Annotated in this window: 15 protein-coding genes; 11 read left to right on the top strand and 4 right to left on the bottom strand. The window is 68.6% G+C overall.

Going from position 1 to position 14,944, the window contains the following annotated elements; all coding sequences use genetic code 11:
- Positions 1-34 precede the first annotated feature (34 nt).
- Both AC3WON_RS07540 and AC3WON_RS07535 read left to right on the top strand, forming a co-directional pair.
- Positions 35-583: a YaeQ family protein gene (locus AC3WON_RS07540; protein WP_010813698.1), complete on the top strand. Its 549-nt coding sequence runs from the start codon at positions 35-37 to the stop codon at positions 581-583.
- Between the two features lie 59 nt (positions 584-642).
- Positions 643-990 (top strand): FKBP-type peptidyl-prolyl cis-trans isomerase, encoded by a 348-nt coding sequence (locus AC3WON_RS07535; protein ID WP_010813699.1) that lies wholly within the window; start codon positions 643-645, stop codon positions 988-990.
- Positions 991-1,070: 80 nt separating this feature from the next.
- On the opposite strand, the gene AC3WON_RS07530 is transcribed toward AC3WON_RS07535, so the two are convergent.
- Entirely contained in the window at positions 1,071-1,391 is a 321-nt protein-coding gene (locus tag AC3WON_RS07530) for a hypothetical protein (protein ID WP_013957577.1), read from the bottom strand.
- 204 nt (positions 1,392-1,595) lie between these two features.
- On the opposite strand from AC3WON_RS07530, the gene AC3WON_RS07525 reads away from it, so the two are divergent.
- Both AC3WON_RS07525 and AC3WON_RS07520 read left to right on the top strand, forming a co-directional pair.
- Positions 1,596-2,402 carry a gamma-glutamylcyclotransferase gene (locus AC3WON_RS07525; protein WP_492318759.1) on the top strand — a complete coding sequence of 269 codons (807 nt, stop codon included), beginning with the start codon at positions 1,596-1,598 and terminating at the stop codon, positions 2,400-2,402.
- A 17-nt stretch (positions 2,403-2,419) separates the two neighbouring features.
- Positions 2,420-3,220, top strand: a complete 801-nt coding sequence (locus AC3WON_RS07520) for an ankyrin repeat domain-containing protein (protein ID WP_081050144.1) — start codon at positions 2,420-2,422, stop codon at positions 3,218-3,220.
- 69 nt (positions 3,221-3,289) lie between these two features.
- On the opposite strand, the gene AC3WON_RS07515 is transcribed toward AC3WON_RS07520, so the two are convergent.
- A complete protein-coding gene (locus AC3WON_RS07515; protein WP_492351534.1) occupies positions 3,290-5,005 on the bottom strand; it encodes a long-chain fatty acid--CoA ligase in 1,716 nt (571 codons plus the stop codon).
- Between the two features lie 234 nt (positions 5,006-5,239).
- On the opposite strand from AC3WON_RS07515, the gene trxA reads away from it, so the two are divergent.
- Both trxA and AC3WON_RS07505 read left to right on the top strand, forming a co-directional pair.
- The gene (gene trxA / locus AC3WON_RS07510; protein ID WP_492318761.1) at positions 5,240-6,085 is read left to right on the top strand and encodes a thioredoxin; all 846 of its coding nucleotides are present in this window, start codon (positions 5,240-5,242) and stop codon (positions 6,083-6,085) included.
- Between the two features lie 69 nt (positions 6,086-6,154).
- On the top strand, positions 6,155-6,532 hold the full coding sequence (locus AC3WON_RS07505) for a cupin domain-containing protein (protein WP_013957582.1): 378 nt from the start codon (positions 6,155-6,157) through the stop codon (positions 6,530-6,532).
- 6 nt (positions 6,533-6,538) lie between these two features.
- Here AC3WON_RS07505 and AC3WON_RS07500 read toward each other — a convergent pair whose 3' ends face one another.
- Complete coding sequence (locus AC3WON_RS07500) at positions 6,539-6,979, bottom strand: bacteriohemerythrin (protein WP_114131860.1); 441 nt, start codon at positions 6,977-6,979, stop codon at positions 6,539-6,541.
- A 123-nt stretch (positions 6,980-7,102) separates the two neighbouring features.
- On the opposite strand from AC3WON_RS07500, the gene AC3WON_RS07495 reads away from it, so the two are divergent.
- Positions 7,103-7,681 (top strand): P-loop nucleotide/nucleoside kinase family protein, encoded by a 579-nt coding sequence (locus AC3WON_RS07495; RefSeq protein ID WP_492318763.1) that lies wholly within the window; start codon positions 7,103-7,105, stop codon positions 7,679-7,681.
- A 15-nt stretch (positions 7,682-7,696) separates the two neighbouring features.
- Here AC3WON_RS07495 and tcdA read toward each other — a convergent pair whose 3' ends face one another.
- Positions 7,697-8,566, bottom strand: coding sequence for a tRNA cyclic N6-threonylcarbamoyladenosine(37) synthase TcdA (tcdA, locus tag AC3WON_RS07490; RefSeq protein WP_492318764.1), 870 nt, complete (start codon positions 8,564-8,566; stop codon positions 7,697-7,699).
- A gap of 214 nt (positions 8,567-8,780) precedes the next feature.
- On the opposite strand from tcdA, the gene AC3WON_RS07485 reads away from it, so the two are divergent.
- From AC3WON_RS07485 to AC3WON_RS07470, 4 genes are all read left to right on the top strand, one after another.
- The gene (locus AC3WON_RS07485; protein WP_492318765.1) at positions 8,781-11,132 is read left to right on the top strand and encodes an AsmA family protein; all 2,352 of its coding nucleotides are present in this window, start codon (positions 8,781-8,783) and stop codon (positions 11,130-11,132) included.
- 312 nt (positions 11,133-11,444) lie between these two features.
- Positions 11,445-12,638: an MFS transporter gene (locus AC3WON_RS07480; protein ID WP_492318766.1), complete on the top strand. Its 1,194-nt coding sequence runs from the start codon at positions 11,445-11,447 to the stop codon at positions 12,636-12,638.
- Positions 12,639-12,781: 143 nt separating this feature from the next.
- Positions 12,782-13,420, top strand: coding sequence for a pyridoxamine 5'-phosphate oxidase (pdxH, locus tag AC3WON_RS07475; RefSeq protein ID WP_492318767.1), 639 nt, complete (start codon positions 12,782-12,784; stop codon positions 13,418-13,420).
- Positions 13,421-13,652: 232 nt separating this feature from the next.
- Entirely contained in the window at positions 13,653-14,894 is a 1,242-nt protein-coding gene (locus AC3WON_RS07470; protein ID WP_492351533.1) for a class I SAM-dependent methyltransferase, read from the top strand.
- The last annotated feature ends 50 nt before the right edge of the window (positions 14,895-14,944 follow it).

Genomic DNA, 14,944 nt, shown 5'->3' with positions numbered 1-14,944 from the left:
CCCCAGCCGGGGCGCCTGCCGCTCACTTCACCTCATGGCGCTCAAATCCACCATCTTCAAAGCTGACCTGTCGGTCTCCGACATGGACCGGCCCTACTACGGCAGCCACAGCCTGACCATCGCCCAGCACCCGTCCGAGAATGACGCGCGCATGATGGTGCGCCTGCTGGCCTTTGCCTGCGAAGCCACCGAAACGCTGGCCTTCACGCGCGGCCTGGACGAACCCGACGAACCCGACCTGTGGGACAAGCGCCTGACCGGCGACATCGCCCACTGGGTCGAACTGGGCCAGCCCGACGAAGCGCGCCTGAAGCGCGCCGCCGCGCGGGCCGAGCGCGTGACCGTCTATACCTACAATGCGGCCAGCGCGCGCGAATGGTGGAAGGGCATGGCGGGCAAGGCCGGCAAGCTGCGCAACGTCACCGTCTACAATGTCCCGGCGGAAGCGGTCGAAGCCCTGGCCGCGCTGGCGCAGCGCGCCATGCGCCTGTCGGTGACGATCCAGGACGGCGACATCTGGGTGGCCGACGACGACCGCAATGTGCAACTGACGCTGGATGTGCTCCAGCGCGCCCAAGCCTGAACGCAGCCGCGCTGCGTTCTCCTCTCACCACGTCTGTTCCCATCGGAAGGAAATACGCCATGCAAACCACGCCCTCTGGCCTGCAATACGAAGACACCACCGTCGGCGCCGGCGCCGAAGCCACCGCCGGCAAGCACGTCACCGTGCACTACACCGGCTGGCTGTACGAGAACGGCCAGGCTGGCCGCAAGTTTGATTCGAGCAAGGACCGCAACGACCCGTTCGTGTTCCCGCTGGGTGCCGGCCATGTGATCCGCGGCTGGGACGAAGGCGTGCAGGGCATGAAGGTGGGCGGCGTGCGCCGCCTGGTGATCCCGGCCGACCTCGGCTACGGTGCCCGCGGCGCCGGCGGCGTGATCCCGCCGAACGCTACCCTGCTGTTTGAAGTGGAACTGCTGGCGGTCTAACCCGGCAGCAAGGTTGTCGCGCCTGCACAGGCAGGGGCGACAACCGCGGCAACTACCCGTCTTGCTGGCGCTCCCGCGCCTCAGAACCCGATCGCGGCGTTGCCGACATCGACGCGGACCTTGTCCCGGTCCAGCAGCCGCGCCGCATGGCGGGCATAGTCCTGCGCCCAGGCAGGATCGCCGGAGAAGCGCGCCTCTCCGGAAAACTTGGCGACATTCAGGATCTTGTCGATCACCAGCACCTTGCCGACCGGGCTCGACGCCTGGCAGTCCAGCTCGGTATATTCCCGGTCGAACCAGCGCCACGCGGCGTCCTCGGTGACCGCGGCCAGCTCGTCCGTGCCGATCGTGAAGTCATATTCCTTGCCACTGCCGAACACCACCGTAAGCGTGCGTGCCATCGCGGGTTCCCCCTGTGAATTGAGGCCACCATTGTAAGGACATGGCAGCCGCGCCGGCCAGCAATTCACGTGCGCCTGATCGCGGACAAAGGTGCGGCAGCACGCGTCCGCGGCGAGTGACAGAGGCGGCACGCCGCGCCAAACGTTGTCAGGCGCCCACACCCGTGCCGGTTGCTCAGGCAATTCTGAGAAAAACTGGCACTTATGTCATTTCCCCCACCTTCCCGTGGCGCCGCTTTGATTTATGCTTCCACCATGGCCATCACGCGACAGGACCTCGAATCCGACCGTCTGCGCACCTCGCTGTGCAGTACTCCGGTCGCGTCCTCGCTGCTGCCGGAAGCCGTGCTCGAGCAGTCCCTTTCCGACACGCTGGCGCGCCGCCCGGAAGATCCCGCGCTTGGCGGCGATGTCTGGCTGTTCGGCTATGGTTCGCTGATCTGGAACCCGATGGTGGTGCACACCGAGCGCCAGCGTGCCACCGTACACGGCTACCACCGTGGCTTCTACCTCTATTCCCGCATCAACCGGGGCACCTGGGACAACCCGGGCCTGGTGCTGGGCCTGGACCGGGGCGGCTGCTGCCACGGCATGGTGTTCCGCATCCCCAGCCATGTGGTCGAGCAGGAATTCCGCGTGCTGTGGCGCCGCGAGATGCTGACCGGGGCCTACCATCCGCGCTGGCTGCGCATCCGCACCGGGGATGCCGGCGCGCCTGAGCAGCGCGCCCTCGCCTTCGTCATGAACCGAACGCACGAGGCCTACGCCGGCCGGCTGCCGGATCCCAGCGTGGTCGAGCGCCTGCGCCACGCTGCCGGACTGTACGGCCCCGCGCGCGAATACCTGCAGCAGACCTTGCTGGGCCTGGCCACCAACGGCGTCGACGATCCCTACCTGGGCCGGCTCTGGCGCCAGCTGCAGGCCGACGATGCCGCCGACGCCGAGCGCGCTGCGCACGCCGCCCGCGATGACGCAGCGCCCCTGCCGGCCAGCCCCCACGAAACCGTCTGAGCCAAGGAGCTGCCGCCATGACGCGCCCCGCCGCACGCACCCGCAGACAGGCACTCAACGAGCTGCTGGGCCTGATGGGATTGCTGATGGGGGGCGGCCTGCTGGCGGCCCAGGGCGGGCAGACCCTGGCGGCACGGCCCGCCGGCGGCGCGGCCAGCCAGCCCGCCGCCCGAGCGCCGCGCAGCGCGGCCATGCAGCCGCCGCCACGCCGCGACGCCATCGGCACGCTCGACCGCAACCTGATCACCGCCGCCAGCGCCGGCGACCAGGACCTGGTGGCGCGCCTGCTGGCCGCCGGCGCCTCGGCGCGCGCGGCCGACGAGCGCGGGCGCAGCGCCCTGCTGGCGGCGGTGCAGAACCGGCACACCGAAGTCGCGCGCACGCTGCTGCTGGCCGGCGCCGATGTGAACCTGAAGGACACCGAGGCCAACAGCCCCTTCCTGCTGGCAGCCGCCACCGGCCAGGCCGACATGGTGCGCCTGGCGCTGGCGCACGGCGCCGACCTGGCCAGCACCGACCGCTATGACGGCACCGCGCTGATCGCCGCCAGCCAGCATGGCCATGTCGAGGTGGTGAAGCTGCTGCTGAAGGCCGGCGTTGCCGTGGACCATGTCAACGACCTCGGCTGGACCGCGCTGCTGGAAGCGGTGATCCTGGGCGATGGCAGCACCCGCTACGAGGAAACGGTGCAGCTGCTGCTGGATGCCGGCGCTGACGCCAACCTCGCCGACCGTGAAGGCGTGAGCCCCACGCGCCATGCGCGCGAGCGGGGCTACAAGACGATGGTGAAGATGCTGATGCGGGTGCGGGGGCATTGAGGGCCGGCACCGCGTAAATAAAAAAGGCTGGCCGGCCGACCAGCCTTTTTCATTGGCTACCCGGCTGCCTCAGGCCGCGGGCCTCTCCTCCGCGCCGGTGTTGCGCGCATTCTCGCTTTCCTGCAGATGGCGCCACATCACCTTGCCGGTGCCCGACTTCGGCAGCGCCTCAACGAACTCCACCACGCGCGGGTACTTGTAGGCGGCCATGTTCTCCTTGGCCCATTCGATGATCTGCTCCGGCGTGGTCTTGCCCCTGGCATGGGCGCGCAGCACCACCACCGCCTTGACGGTCTCGCCGCGGTACGGGTCGCGCGTGCCGATGATGCAGGCCTCCTGCACGTCCGGATGCTTGTACAGCAGGTTCTCCACCTCGGCCGGCCACACCTTGAAGCCCGACGCATTGATCATGCGCTTGAGGCGGTCGGTGATGAAGAAGTAGCCCTCTTCGTCCATGCGGCCCAGGTCGCCGGTGCGGAAGAAGGCCTTGCCCTCGAACTCGATAAAGGCGTCGCGGGTGGCGTCCTCCTTGCCCCAGTAGCCCTTGAACACCTGCGGGCCGCTGACGATGATCTCGCCGATCTCGTTGGGCGGCAGTTCCTTGAGCGTGACCGGGTCGACCACGCGCGCGTCGGTGTTGAAGGTCGGCACGCCCAGGCACTGCAGCTTGGGCCGGTCCGACGGGTTGCTGTGCGTCGGCGCCATGGTCTCGGACAGGCCGTAGCCTTCCAGGTAGTTCAGCCCGAACTGCTCGCGCAGGCGCTCGGCCACGGCCTGCGGCATGGCCGCGCCGCCGCCGCCGATATAGCGCAGGCTGGCCAGGTCGAACTGGGCCAGGTTGGGGCTGGCCAGGAAGTCGATCACCATGGTCGGGATATTGGTCCAGTGCGTGACCTGGTAGCGCGAGATCAGGCGGCCGGCCACCTCGCGGTCCCAGCGCGGCAGCATCACCACGGTGGCACCGCTGTAGATCGGGCCGTTCATGCCGTACTGCATGCCGGTGACGTGGAACAGCGGCAGCACCGACAGGATCACCGATTCGGCGCCCGAGCCCGACCAGGTCGAGCCGCCGACGATGTTGTGCATCACCGAGCGGTGCGTATGGATGCAGCCCTTGGGGAAGCCGGTGGTGCCCGAGGTGTAGGGCATCACCGCCATGTCGTCCGGGCCGGCGGTGTGCGGGCCGGGCTGCAGGCCGGCGCCCAATGCCTCGGGCCACGCGGTGGCGCCCGCGGGCAGCGGATGCGGCGTGGTCAGCCAGGCCGGCGGCGCGTCTTCCGGATGTTCGTGCGCGGGCGGCAGCGCGTCGGCATACTGGGTCATCAGCATATGCTGCAGGCGCTCGGCCGGCGCCAGCTCCGCCTGCGCCTGCTCGACCCCGGCGGCCAGGTCGGCGGTGAAGATCGCCACGCGCGCCTGCGCGTCGGTCACGTAATGCTTGAATTCCTCGGCGCGGTTCATCGGGTTGACCGGCACCACCACCGCGTCGGCGCGCAGGATGGCGTAGTAGCTGACGATGAACTGCGGGCAGTTCTGCATGTACAGCAGCACCCGGTCGCCCTTCTTCACGCCCGCCTTCTGCTGCAGCCAGCCGGCCAGCGCGGTGGCCTGCGCCTCCAGCTCACGGAAGGTGATGGCATTGCCGAAGTAGCGGATCGCGGCCTTGTCGGCATAGCGGAGCGCCGAGACTTCCAGGTTGGCCCAGAGCGAGGTCTCCGGCAGCACGATGGCGGTCGGCAGGCGCTTCGGCCAGAACTGGAAATGCGGGCGAGCTGGGGTCTGCATGCAAGGTCTCCTGTGCGGTCTCGCGGACCGGGTCTTTTGGTATGATCAAGGACTATAACCGAACGATCGTTCTATTTTCAACCGCAGACTTTCCCGAACCCTGCGGGCACGGTATTGGCACAGGGCGTTGCATTCGGCGCCTTCGCCCTCACAATAGGGGTATAGATTGCCTTGCCCCTTCGGGCGGCCCGCCCGGGCTGGCCGCTCCCGCCTCTCCCCGATCCAGGATTTCCCATGAGCGACGTGACCCTGCAGAATTTCGAAACCGAAGTGATCGAGGCCTCGCGCCAGGCGCCCGTGCTGGTCGACTTCTGGGCGCCGTGGTGCGGCCCCTGCCGCACGCTGGGTCCGATGCTGGAACGGCTGGAATCCGAGGCCGGCGGCCAGTGGAAGCTGGTCAAGGTCAATGTCGACGAGAACCAGGACCTGGCCGCGCACTTCGGCGTGCGCAGCATCCCGCATGTGGTGGCGATTGCCGACGGCCAGGCGGTGGACCAGTTCATCGGCGTGCTGCCCGAGTCCGGCCTGCGTGAATTCCTCGGGCGACTGATGCCCAAGCCCGCGCAGACGGCCCTGCATGACGCGCTGCAACTGGCCGCCGAGGGCGACCGGGCCGGCGCCGAGGCGAAGTTCGACGAAGCCATTGCGCTCGACCCCGAGACCGACGCCGCCCGGCTGGCCTATATCGGTTTCCTGCTGGACGGCAATGCCATCGCCGAGGCCAGGTCGCAGTTCGAGGCCCTGTCGCCGCAGGCCGCGCAGCAGGACGCCCATGCCGCGCTGCGTACCCGCATGGACGCGATGGAGGGCCTGTCCGGCCTGCCGGACGAGCCCACCCTGAGCGCGCGCATCGCCGCCGACCCGCGCGACCTGGCGGCGCGGCGGGACCTGGCCAGGCTGCTGATCGCGCGCCAGCAGTACGAGCCGGCACTGGAGCAGTTGCTGGAAATCGTGCGCGCCGACCGCACCTTCGAGGACGATATCGGCCGCAAGACCATGCTGTCGGTGTTCGAGATGCTGGCCGACCGGCCCGAAGTGGTGTCGCACTGGCGCCGCCAGCTGAGCACGGCGCTGAACTGAACGGCCGGGCCGCGGCCCCGGCGCGGTAAACTGGCGGACTCAGTTCCGCCATTTTTCCTGCCATCCGCCATGCCAGCGCCCCGCCTGATCGACTTCAAGACCGAGCCCGCCCCCAGCCACGACCGCCCGCGCCCGGACCGGCTGGTGTCAGGCAACCCCGACCGCACCACCTGGACGCACTACAGCGCGCAGCACGGCGATTTCGACTGCGGCATCTGGGCATGCGAGCCCGGGGCCTGGCGCATCGCCTTTCCGGCCGGCAAGGAAGAGTTCTTCCATGTCATCAGCGGCCGCATCCGCATCAGCGACGATGCCGGCCAGGCCAGCGACTTCGGCCCCGGCGACGCCTGCGTGATCCCGGCCGGCTTTACCGGGCTGTTCGAGGTGCTGGCACCGGTGCGCAAGTATTTCGTGGTGATCGACCGCGACGCCGCCCACCCGGCCTGACTGCGCTCAGGCCGCCGTGACCGGGCCTTCGACCAGCGTGAAGCCGTGCTCGCGCATATGCTCCACCATCATCGCGTCCATCGACTTGACGTGATGGTCGAACCAGCCCGAGAGCTCGGCCACCAGGCGGCGGCCAAGCTGGAACTCGGCATCGGTGTGCACCTTGTCGCGCACCGCGACGGCCACGGCCAGCACCTGCTGGTGCTCGCCCGCGTGGCAATGGCGCGGGCCGAAGCCCATCGCCTCCATCCACTGCTCTTCCTGGGCGAAATGATGGCGGGTATGGTCGATCCATGCGTCCATCGCGGCCAGGAAGCCGGCGTCGTCGGCGCCGGCCACCGCGGCCAGCAGCTGCACGAACTCGGCATGGGTGGCGTCGGTGACCGGTTCGCCCAGATGGAGGTGGTCCGGCAGGCCGGCGGAGGAAAGCTGGTCTTTGGCGTCCATGGGATCGACGGCAATCGTGGGAGAAAACGGCAAGGATACCGAATCGGCGCGGCCCGGGCCTGATCTGGCGCAAGCCAGGGGTATGCTGTGGGCGATGCGCCCTGTCCGCTACACCTATCCCTCATGCCAAGACTGATCTTCTTCTGCGGCCATGCCGGCACCGGCAAGACCACCCTCGCCCACCGCCTGATCGGCCCGCTGATGCAGGCCACCGGCGAGCCCTTCTGCCTGCTCGACAAGGACACCCTGTACGGCCGCTACAGCGCCGCGGCCATGGCCGCGATCACCGGCGACCCCAATGACCGCGACAGCCCGGCCTACCTGGACAACCTGCGCGACCCGGAATACCAGGGCCTGCTCGACACCGCGCGAGAGAACCTGGCCCTGGGCATCAGCGTGATCGTGATCGGCCCGCTGTCGCGCGAGGTCAAGGCCCACCTGCTGCATGACCCCGGCTGGCTGCACGTGCCCGCCGGCACCACGGTGCGCACGGTCTGGGTCCATCTGCCGGAAGACGAGGCCCATGCGCGCATCATCCGGCGCGGCAATCCCAACGACGCCTACAAGCTGAGTCACTGGGAGGCCTACCGCACCCGGCGCTTCATGCCGGCGCCCGCGGACTATCCGGAACTGATCTTCTTCGACAACCAGGCACCGGGCGACGCCGAGGTAGACGGGCTGCTGCGCGCGCTGAGCGCCTGAGCGGCCCGGGCGGCTTCAGCCGCGCGCGATCTCGCCGATCACCGCCGACGCCGCGACAAAGCCGAATACCGCCGTCACCGCCACCGACGAGCCAAAGCCCGCGCACGCCAGCCCCTGCGGGCCGCGCATGGCTGGCTGGCCCGGCTGCCCGTCCAGCGGCGGCGCCTCGTCGATCTCGCAGGCCTGCTGCTCGGGTTCGGGGTATTGCAGCGGCTCGTCCGAATAGACGGCGGCGATGCCGAACTTCTTCTTCGGGTCGCGCGTGAAGCCCCATTGCTTGCGCAGGCCGGCGCGCACCTTGGACAGCAGCGGGTCCTGGATCGTGCGCGCCAGGTCGTCGATGCGCACGCGCGTGGGGTCGAGCTGGCCGCCCGCGCCGCCGCAGGTGATTACCGGCACGCCCTGGCGCCGGGCCCAGCCAAGCATCCCGGTCTTGACGCGCACTGCGTCGATGGCGTCGATGACGTAGTCATAGCCGGCGCCGAGCAGCCCGGGCACGTTGTCCGGCGTGACGAAATCATCGACCTGCGTCACCTGGCAACGCGGGTTGATGGCCACGATGCGCTCGGCCATCGCCTCGACCTTGGCGCGCCCGTAGGCATCGCCCAGCGCATGGATCTGGCGGTTGGTGTTGGACAGCGCGATATGGTCCAGGTCGATCAGCGTGATGCGCCCGACCGCGTTGCGCGCCAGCGCCTCGGCCGCCCAGCTGCCGACGCCGCCAATGCCGACCACGCACACGCTGGCCGCCTCCAGGCGGGCCAGGCCGGCGGCGCCGTAGAGCCTTGCCACGCCGCCGAAGCGGCGGTGGTAGTCATCCTCGGCCGGGCTTTCGTGGGTCAGCGGCTCGGGCAGGCCGGCCAGGTCGTGTGCGGCATCGTTCATGCTGGAGGAATCGGGTCAATGGAGAGCGGCTGGGGGTCGGCGCCTGGCTGCGCCGGGGCAAGAATCCGGCATTTTCTGGCGGCGATGTCAGCCAATCCCCGACAAAGACGAGAAGCGCGCAACTATACAATAGACGTGCAGTGGTCCGTTCGCCGCCCCGCGCTGGCGTGGGCGGCCCCGGCCCTGCCCCCCGCCAGACAGGAGAGCCCGCCTCATGCCCGTGCGCCGCAAGGTTGTTCTGTGGAGTGTGCTGACACCGGTTGCGCTGATCGCGCTGCTGGTGGTCGTGATCCTGACCTTCGACTGGAACCGCCTCAAGCCCTGGCTCAACGACCGCGTCACCGAGGCCATCGGCCGCCCCTTTGCCATCAACGGCGACCTGACCGTGACCTGGCGCCGCGGCGAAGGCGAGAAAGGCTGGCATACGCTGGTGCCATGGCCGCGCCTGTCGGCGCGCGACATCACCATCGGCAATACCGACTGGGCCAAACAGCCTCATCTGGCGACCGTGCGCGAACTGATCTTCGTGCTGCGTCCGATACCGCTGCTGGCGCACCAGATCGCGGTGCCGACCATCGTCGTCGACAGCCCGGCGGTGTGGCTGGAGCGCCTGCCGGACGCCCGCAACAACTGGACCCTCGAGTTCGGCCCCAAGAAGGGCCCGTCCGAATGGGAGCTGGATATCGGCGAGGTGGTGCTGGCGCGCGGCAACCTGGCGCTGGCCGACCAGTTCAAGAAGATCGAGCTGCAGGCGGAGCTCGACACCATCGGCGGCAGCCCGCTCTATGACAAGGCCCGCGACGGCGCGCTGGTGGCGCCCGAGGCCTCTGCGGTGCCGCCAGGGCCCCCGGCCAGTGCACCCGGCGCGGCCAGGGCAGCCTCCGCGCCAGCGGCTTCGGCGCCGGGCGCTTCCGCCCCGCCGGCCACGGCCAAGGGCCCCGACGACCGCTACGGCGTGCGCTGGAAAGCCACCGGCCGCTACAACGAGGCCACCATCAACGCCAGCGGCAAGGCCGGCACGGTGCTGAGCCTGCGCAACACCGACGTGCCGTTCCCGCTCCTGGCCGATGTGCGCGTGGGCACCACCCGCGCCGTGATCGAAGGCACCGTGACCAACCCGGCCCACCTGGCCGCGCTGGACGTGCACCTGACCCTGACCGGCGACAGCATGGCCAAGCTCTATGCGCTGACCGGCGTGGTGCTGCCGTCCACGCCCCCCTACCAGACCCGCGGCCGGCTGATGGCGACGCTGCGCAAGCAAGGCTCGATCTACGAATACCAGAAGTTCACCGGCCGTGTCGGTGGCAGCGACCTGTCTGGCACGCTGACCTTCACCAAGCGCGAGCCGCGTCCGCTGCTGGCCGGCACCCTGGTGTCCAACCAGCTGCGCTTCGTCGACCTGGCCCCGCTGATCGGCGCCGATGCCAAGCCCGGCCGCCCCGCCAAGGACAGCCCGGTGGCTCAGCCGACCGACAAGGCCCTGCCGGTGGCGCCATTCCGCACCGAGCGCTGGGACGAGATCGACGCCGACGTGCGCTTTACCGGCAAGCGCATCATCCGCGATGCCGACCTGCCGATCACCGACCTGGTCACGCACCTGAAGCTGCAGGACGGCGTGCTGCTGCTGGACCCGCTGAATTTCGGCGTGGCTGGCGGCAACCTGGTGTCGACCATGCGCCTGGACGGCAAGCGCGAGCCGATGGGGGCCACGGTCGACATGACCGCGCGGCACATGAAGCTCAAGCAGCTGTTCCCCACCTTTGACCTGATGCGCACCAGCATCGGCGAACTCAACGGCAGCGCCAAGCTCTCGGCCACAGGCAATTCAGTGGCGGCGCTGATGGCCTCTTCCAACGGCGAAGCCAAGCTGCTGGTCGAGAACGGCACGGTCAGCAAGTTCCTGCTTGAAGCGATGGGGCTGAACGTGGGCAGCGTGGTGATCCGCAAGCTGTTCGGCGACAGGCCGGTGCGGATCAACTGCGGCGTCAGCGACTTTGCCTTCACCGACGGCATCGCGCGCGCGCGCACCTTCGTGCTCGATACGGAAGATGCGGTAATCGAGACCACCGGCGGCATCGACCTGCGCAATGAAAGGCTGGCGCTGACCATCCACCCGGACTCCAAGGGCCTGCGCGTGTTCTCGCTGCGCTCGCCGCTGTACGTGGGCGGCACCATGAAGAAGCCGTCCGTCAGCCCCGATATCGGGGTGCTGGCGCTGCGCGCCGGCGGCGCGCTGTCGCTGGCGCTGCTGGCACCGGTGGCGACGGCGGTGCTGCCGCTGGTGGACCTGTCGCCGGGCGGCGAAGACAACCTGTGCGCAACGCTGCTGGCCGACCTGCGCAAGCGCCCGGTCGCGCCGCCGCCGGGCAAGACCTACAAGGATCCCAGCACCGGCAAGACTGCCGGCATGACCGCCGGCAAGCCGATCCCGAAGGAAACGCCGGGCACCGCCGCGCAGGCTGACGCCCAGACCCGCGAGCCGGCACGCCCCAGCGAGCGCGAGGTGCGCAAGCCGGCGCCAGCGCCGGCGCGCCCGGACAGCGACGCCCTGCACAAGGGCGGTTGAGGTGCGCGCAACCAGTGCACTGGCGCGTCGCCTGGCGGCCACATGTCCGCCATTGTCTGAAGCAAAATCGCAACACTTTGCCACGCTGCGACATCCTGCCGCACGCAGCCGTTGTGCCGCGCCCACGCCGGGCGCATAATTAAACGGCCATTTACAAGAAGTTTAAGCATGGCAAGCATCGGGTGCGGTGCGGGTTCGCCCGCTGCATCCTTCTGAAGGCGCGGCTGCGGCCGCCCTTTGTTTCCTCTTTGTTTCCCGCCTCGGCACGGCCGCCGGCCGCCATGAGCGCGGCCACCGCGAGCCCCCGTTCCCATGTCGCTGCCGCACGCCGCCGTCCCGCCGATCACCTGGCTGATCGCGCTGACGGTGTGCAACCACGTGGCCTTCAACGCCAGCCGCGTGGTGGTGTCGCTGTTCGCGATCTCCCTCAAAGCCTCCACCGTCACGCTCGGCGTGCTGATGTCGCTGTATGCGCTGCTGCCGATGCTGCTGGCAATCCGCGCCGGCAAGCGCATCGACGAGATCGGGCCGCGCAAGCCGATGACCGCGGGCTCGCTGATGGTGGTGGCGGGCACGCTGCTGCCGGCGCTCTGGCACGACCTCGGCGCGCTGTACCTGTCATGCGCGCTGATCGGCGTGGGCTTCATGCTGGTGCAGGTGGCGATGCAGCTGCTGATCGGCCAGGTCTCCACCAATGAGACCCGGCTGCGCAACTACACCTGGCATGCGCTGGGGCTGTCGGTGTCCGGCACGCTCGGGCCGGTGACGATGGGCTACGTGATCGAGCATGCGGGCTTCCGCCCCGCCTTCATGGTGCTGGTGGCGGTGGCACTGGTCGGCCAGGCCGGCCTGCAATGGCTGCGTCCGCGCCTGCCGGCGCACGGCGGCAATGCCGGGCGCATCGCCATCGAGGACGGCAGCCGCCGCTCCACGCTGGACCTGCTGCAGCAACCCGAGCTGCGCGCGGTCTTCATCGCCAGCGCGGTGCTGTCCGCCGCATGGGACCTGCACGCCTTCCTGATCCCGATCCAGGGCTCGCGCATCGGCTTGTCGCCGTCGTCGATCGGCTGGGTGCTGGGCGCTTTCGCCATTGCCACCTTTGCCATCCGCGTGGCGATGCCGGCGCTGTCGCGCCGGCTCTCGGAATGGAAGATCATCCGCAGCGCGCTGCTGGTGGGTGCGCTGGCCTACCTGGCCTACCCCTTCGTCACGCAGTTCTGGCTGATGTGCGGGCTGGCCTTCGTGCTGGGCCTTGCGCTGGGCAGCGCCCAGCCCAATGTCATGAACATCCTGCACACGGCGTCGCCGCACGGGCGCGCCGGCGAGGCACTGGGGCTGCGCTCGGCGGTGCTCAATACCAGCCAGGTGGTGTGGCCGCTCACGTTTGGCGTGGTCGGCACGGCGCTGGGCATGCTGCCGATCTTCCTGTCGATGGCGGGCGCGATGGGCGCGGCCGGTTACTACTCGCGGCGCCAGGGGCGCAAGGTGCTGCCACCGCCGGTTTAGCCCCGCGGCAGGTGGCGCTGCCGATACGCTTGTCGCCACGCAAATGCGATCCCCGATGCATTCGCTATACTCGAATCAGCCGGACCTGCGGCCCCGCCCCCGGGCGCACCGCGCATCCCGACCGATATCCTGATGATTGCGACATGACTCAACTTGCCGACCTTCGCCGTACCTATGTGCTGGGCTCACTGTCCGAAACCGACGTGGCGCCCGACCCGTTGAGCCAGTTCAAACGCTGGTTCGACGAGGCGGTCACGGCCAAGCTGCCCGAACCCAATGCCATGACCCTGGCCACGGTCGACGCCGACGGCCAGCCATCCGCGCGCATCGTGCTGCTCAAGGGCATCGACGACCGCGGCTTCACCTTCTTCACCAATTATGAAAGCCGCAAGGGCCTGGACCTGGCGGCAAACCCGCGCGCGGCGCTGCTGTTCCACTGGGTGCAGCTGGAGCGCCAGGTACGCGTCGAAGGGCACGTCGAAAAAGTCTCGGACGACGAGAGCGACGCCTATTTCGCCACGCGCCCGCTGGGCTCGCGCGTGGGCGCCTGGGCCTCTGCGCAAAGCCGCGAGGTGCCCGGCCGCGACGTGCTGGAGCAGCGCGAGCAGGAATACCGCAGCAAGTTCGGCGAAAACCCGCCGCGCCCGCCGCACTGGGGCGGCTACCGCCTGGTGCCGACCGCGCTCGAGTTCTGGCAGGGCCGCCCGTCGCGGCTGCACGACCGCATTGCCTTCCGCCTGCAACCCGGCGGCGACTGGCAGATCGTGCGGCTGTCGCCCTGAAACGGTTGGCACGCGCCTGAACATGCGCCAACTGCGCCGAACGGGTCGGTAGTGGGGTCTTCCGGACGGTGCGCTGCACAAGCTGCGGAATTGGACTAAAGTGAGACCGGCGTCGCTTGGTTACTCTTTTCTTGCAGCGCTCGAGACGGATTGGGCAAGGTTCCAGCTCAGTACCAACCTTGTCTGATGCGTCGGCCGCAGCGTGTGCCGCAACCATCGGGAGGTAAAGCGCATGTTCTTCAAGCAAGCCCTGGAAAAGCAACTCGACAACTGGATCGCCGACCTGCGAGAGAATGCCAATCTGCCGGTCAGCTTGCGGCTGTGGAATGGCACCGAATACCCGCTCGGGCACTTCGACAAGCCGGCTGTCACGCTGACCGTACGCGAAGCCGCGGCCCTGCCGCTGCTGCTGACGCCGAGCCTGGACAACCTGGGCGAAGCGTATGTGCAGGAGAAAATCGACTTCGAGGGCAGGCTGACGGACATCATCAAGGTCGCCTACGGCTTCTCGGCCGCGGCCACGCACCGCGCCGGCGGCGCGCTGTTCAAGGTGGCGCAGCACTTCACGCATACCAAGCAGGAAGACAAGAACTCGATCCAGTACCACTACGACGTCTCCAACGACTTCTACCAGCTCTGGCTCGACCCCAACATGGTCTACTCCTGCGCCTACTTCGAGCACGGCGACGAAGACCTGGCCACGGCGCAAATCAAGAAGATCGACCACATCCTGACCAAGATCCGGCTGCAGCCGGACCAGACGCTGCTCGACATCGGCTGCGGCTGGGGCGCACTGGTGCTGCGCGCCGCGCAGAAGTTCGGTGCGCGCTGCGTGGGCATCACGCTGTCGCAGAACCAGTTCGACCTGGCCACCGAGCGCGTCAGGGCCGCGGGCCTGTCCGACCGCATCGAGATCCGGCTGCAGGACTACCGCGACACCGCCGGCACCTTCGACCGCATCACCAGCGTCGGCATGTTCGAGCATGTGGGCAAGGACAACCTGCCCGGCTACTTCAGCCGCATCCGCGAACTGCTGGCCGATGACGGCTATGTGATGAACCACGGCATCACCTCGCCCGACCCCGACAACGGCGCGACGCCGATGGACGGCGCCGAGTTCATGGACCGCTATGTGTTCCCGCAGGGCGAGCTGCCGCATATCGGGCTGGTGCTGCGCACGCTGCAGCAAGGCGGGCTGGAAGCCTTCGACGTCGAACTGCTGCGCCGCCACTACGCGCAGACGCTGCACTACTGGGCCGACAACTTCGAGGCCCGCGGCGACACCATCCGCAGCCTGGTCGGCGAAAAGAAATACCGCATCTGGCGGGTCTACCTGGCCGGCTGCGCACATGCCTTCGAGACCGAGAAGATGTCGATCTACCAGGTGCTCTGCCACAAGGCCGGGCTGCCGGCCGATACGCTGCCGTGGTCCCGCCGCTATATCTACGACCAACCAATTGGCCGCAACGACTGAAGGCAACGCTGACGTTTGACTGAAGACCTCTTTGGCGGGCTGCCCCTGCC

The organism is Cupriavidus sp. FW305-46 (genome assembly GCF_058787075.1).
This window is presented reverse-complemented; position numbering and strand designations above follow the sequence as displayed.

Bases quoted from the DNA above. Each gene is read 5' to 3' on its own strand.
- AC3WON_RS07540 (WP_010813698.1), top strand. From the start codon at position 35: ATGGCGCTCAAATCCACCATCTTCAAAGCTGACCTGTCGGTCTCCGAC.
- AC3WON_RS07535 (WP_010813699.1), top strand. From the start codon at position 643: ATGCAAACCACGCCCTCTGGCCTGCAATACGAAGACACCACCGTCGGC.
- AC3WON_RS07530 (WP_013957577.1), bottom strand. From the start codon at position 1,391: ATGGCACGCACGCTTACGGTGGTGTTCGGCAGTGGCAAGGAATATGAC.
- AC3WON_RS07525 (WP_492318759.1), top strand. From the start codon at position 1,596: ATGTCATTTCCCCCACCTTCCCGTGGCGCCGCTTTGATTTATGCTTCC.
- AC3WON_RS07520 (WP_081050144.1), top strand. From the start codon at position 2,420: ATGACGCGCCCCGCCGCACGCACCCGCAGACAGGCACTCAACGAGCTG.
- AC3WON_RS07515 (WP_492351534.1), bottom strand. From the start codon at position 5,005: ATGCAGACCCCAGCTCGCCCGCATTTCCAGTTCTGGCCGAAGCGCCTG.
- trxA (WP_492318761.1), top strand. From the start codon at position 5,240: ATGAGCGACGTGACCCTGCAGAATTTCGAAACCGAAGTGATCGAGGCC.
- AC3WON_RS07505 (WP_013957582.1), top strand. From the start codon at position 6,155: ATGCCAGCGCCCCGCCTGATCGACTTCAAGACCGAGCCCGCCCCCAGC.
- AC3WON_RS07500 (WP_114131860.1), bottom strand. From the start codon at position 6,979: ATGGACGCCAAAGACCAGCTTTCCTCCGCCGGCCTGCCGGACCACCTC.
- AC3WON_RS07495 (WP_492318763.1), top strand. From the start codon at position 7,103: ATGCCAAGACTGATCTTCTTCTGCGGCCATGCCGGCACCGGCAAGACC.
- tcdA (WP_492318764.1), bottom strand. From the start codon at position 8,566: ATGAACGATGCCGCACACGACCTGGCCGGCCTGCCCGAGCCGCTGACC.
- AC3WON_RS07485 (WP_492318765.1), top strand. From the start codon at position 8,781: ATGCCCGTGCGCCGCAAGGTTGTTCTGTGGAGTGTGCTGACACCGGTT.
- AC3WON_RS07480 (WP_492318766.1), top strand. From the start codon at position 11,445: ATGTCGCTGCCGCACGCCGCCGTCCCGCCGATCACCTGGCTGATCGCG.
- pdxH (WP_492318767.1), top strand. From the start codon at position 12,782: ATGACTCAACTTGCCGACCTTCGCCGTACCTATGTGCTGGGCTCACTG.
- AC3WON_RS07470 (WP_492351533.1), top strand. From the start codon at position 13,653: ATGTTCTTCAAGCAAGCCCTGGAAAAGCAACTCGACAACTGGATCGCC.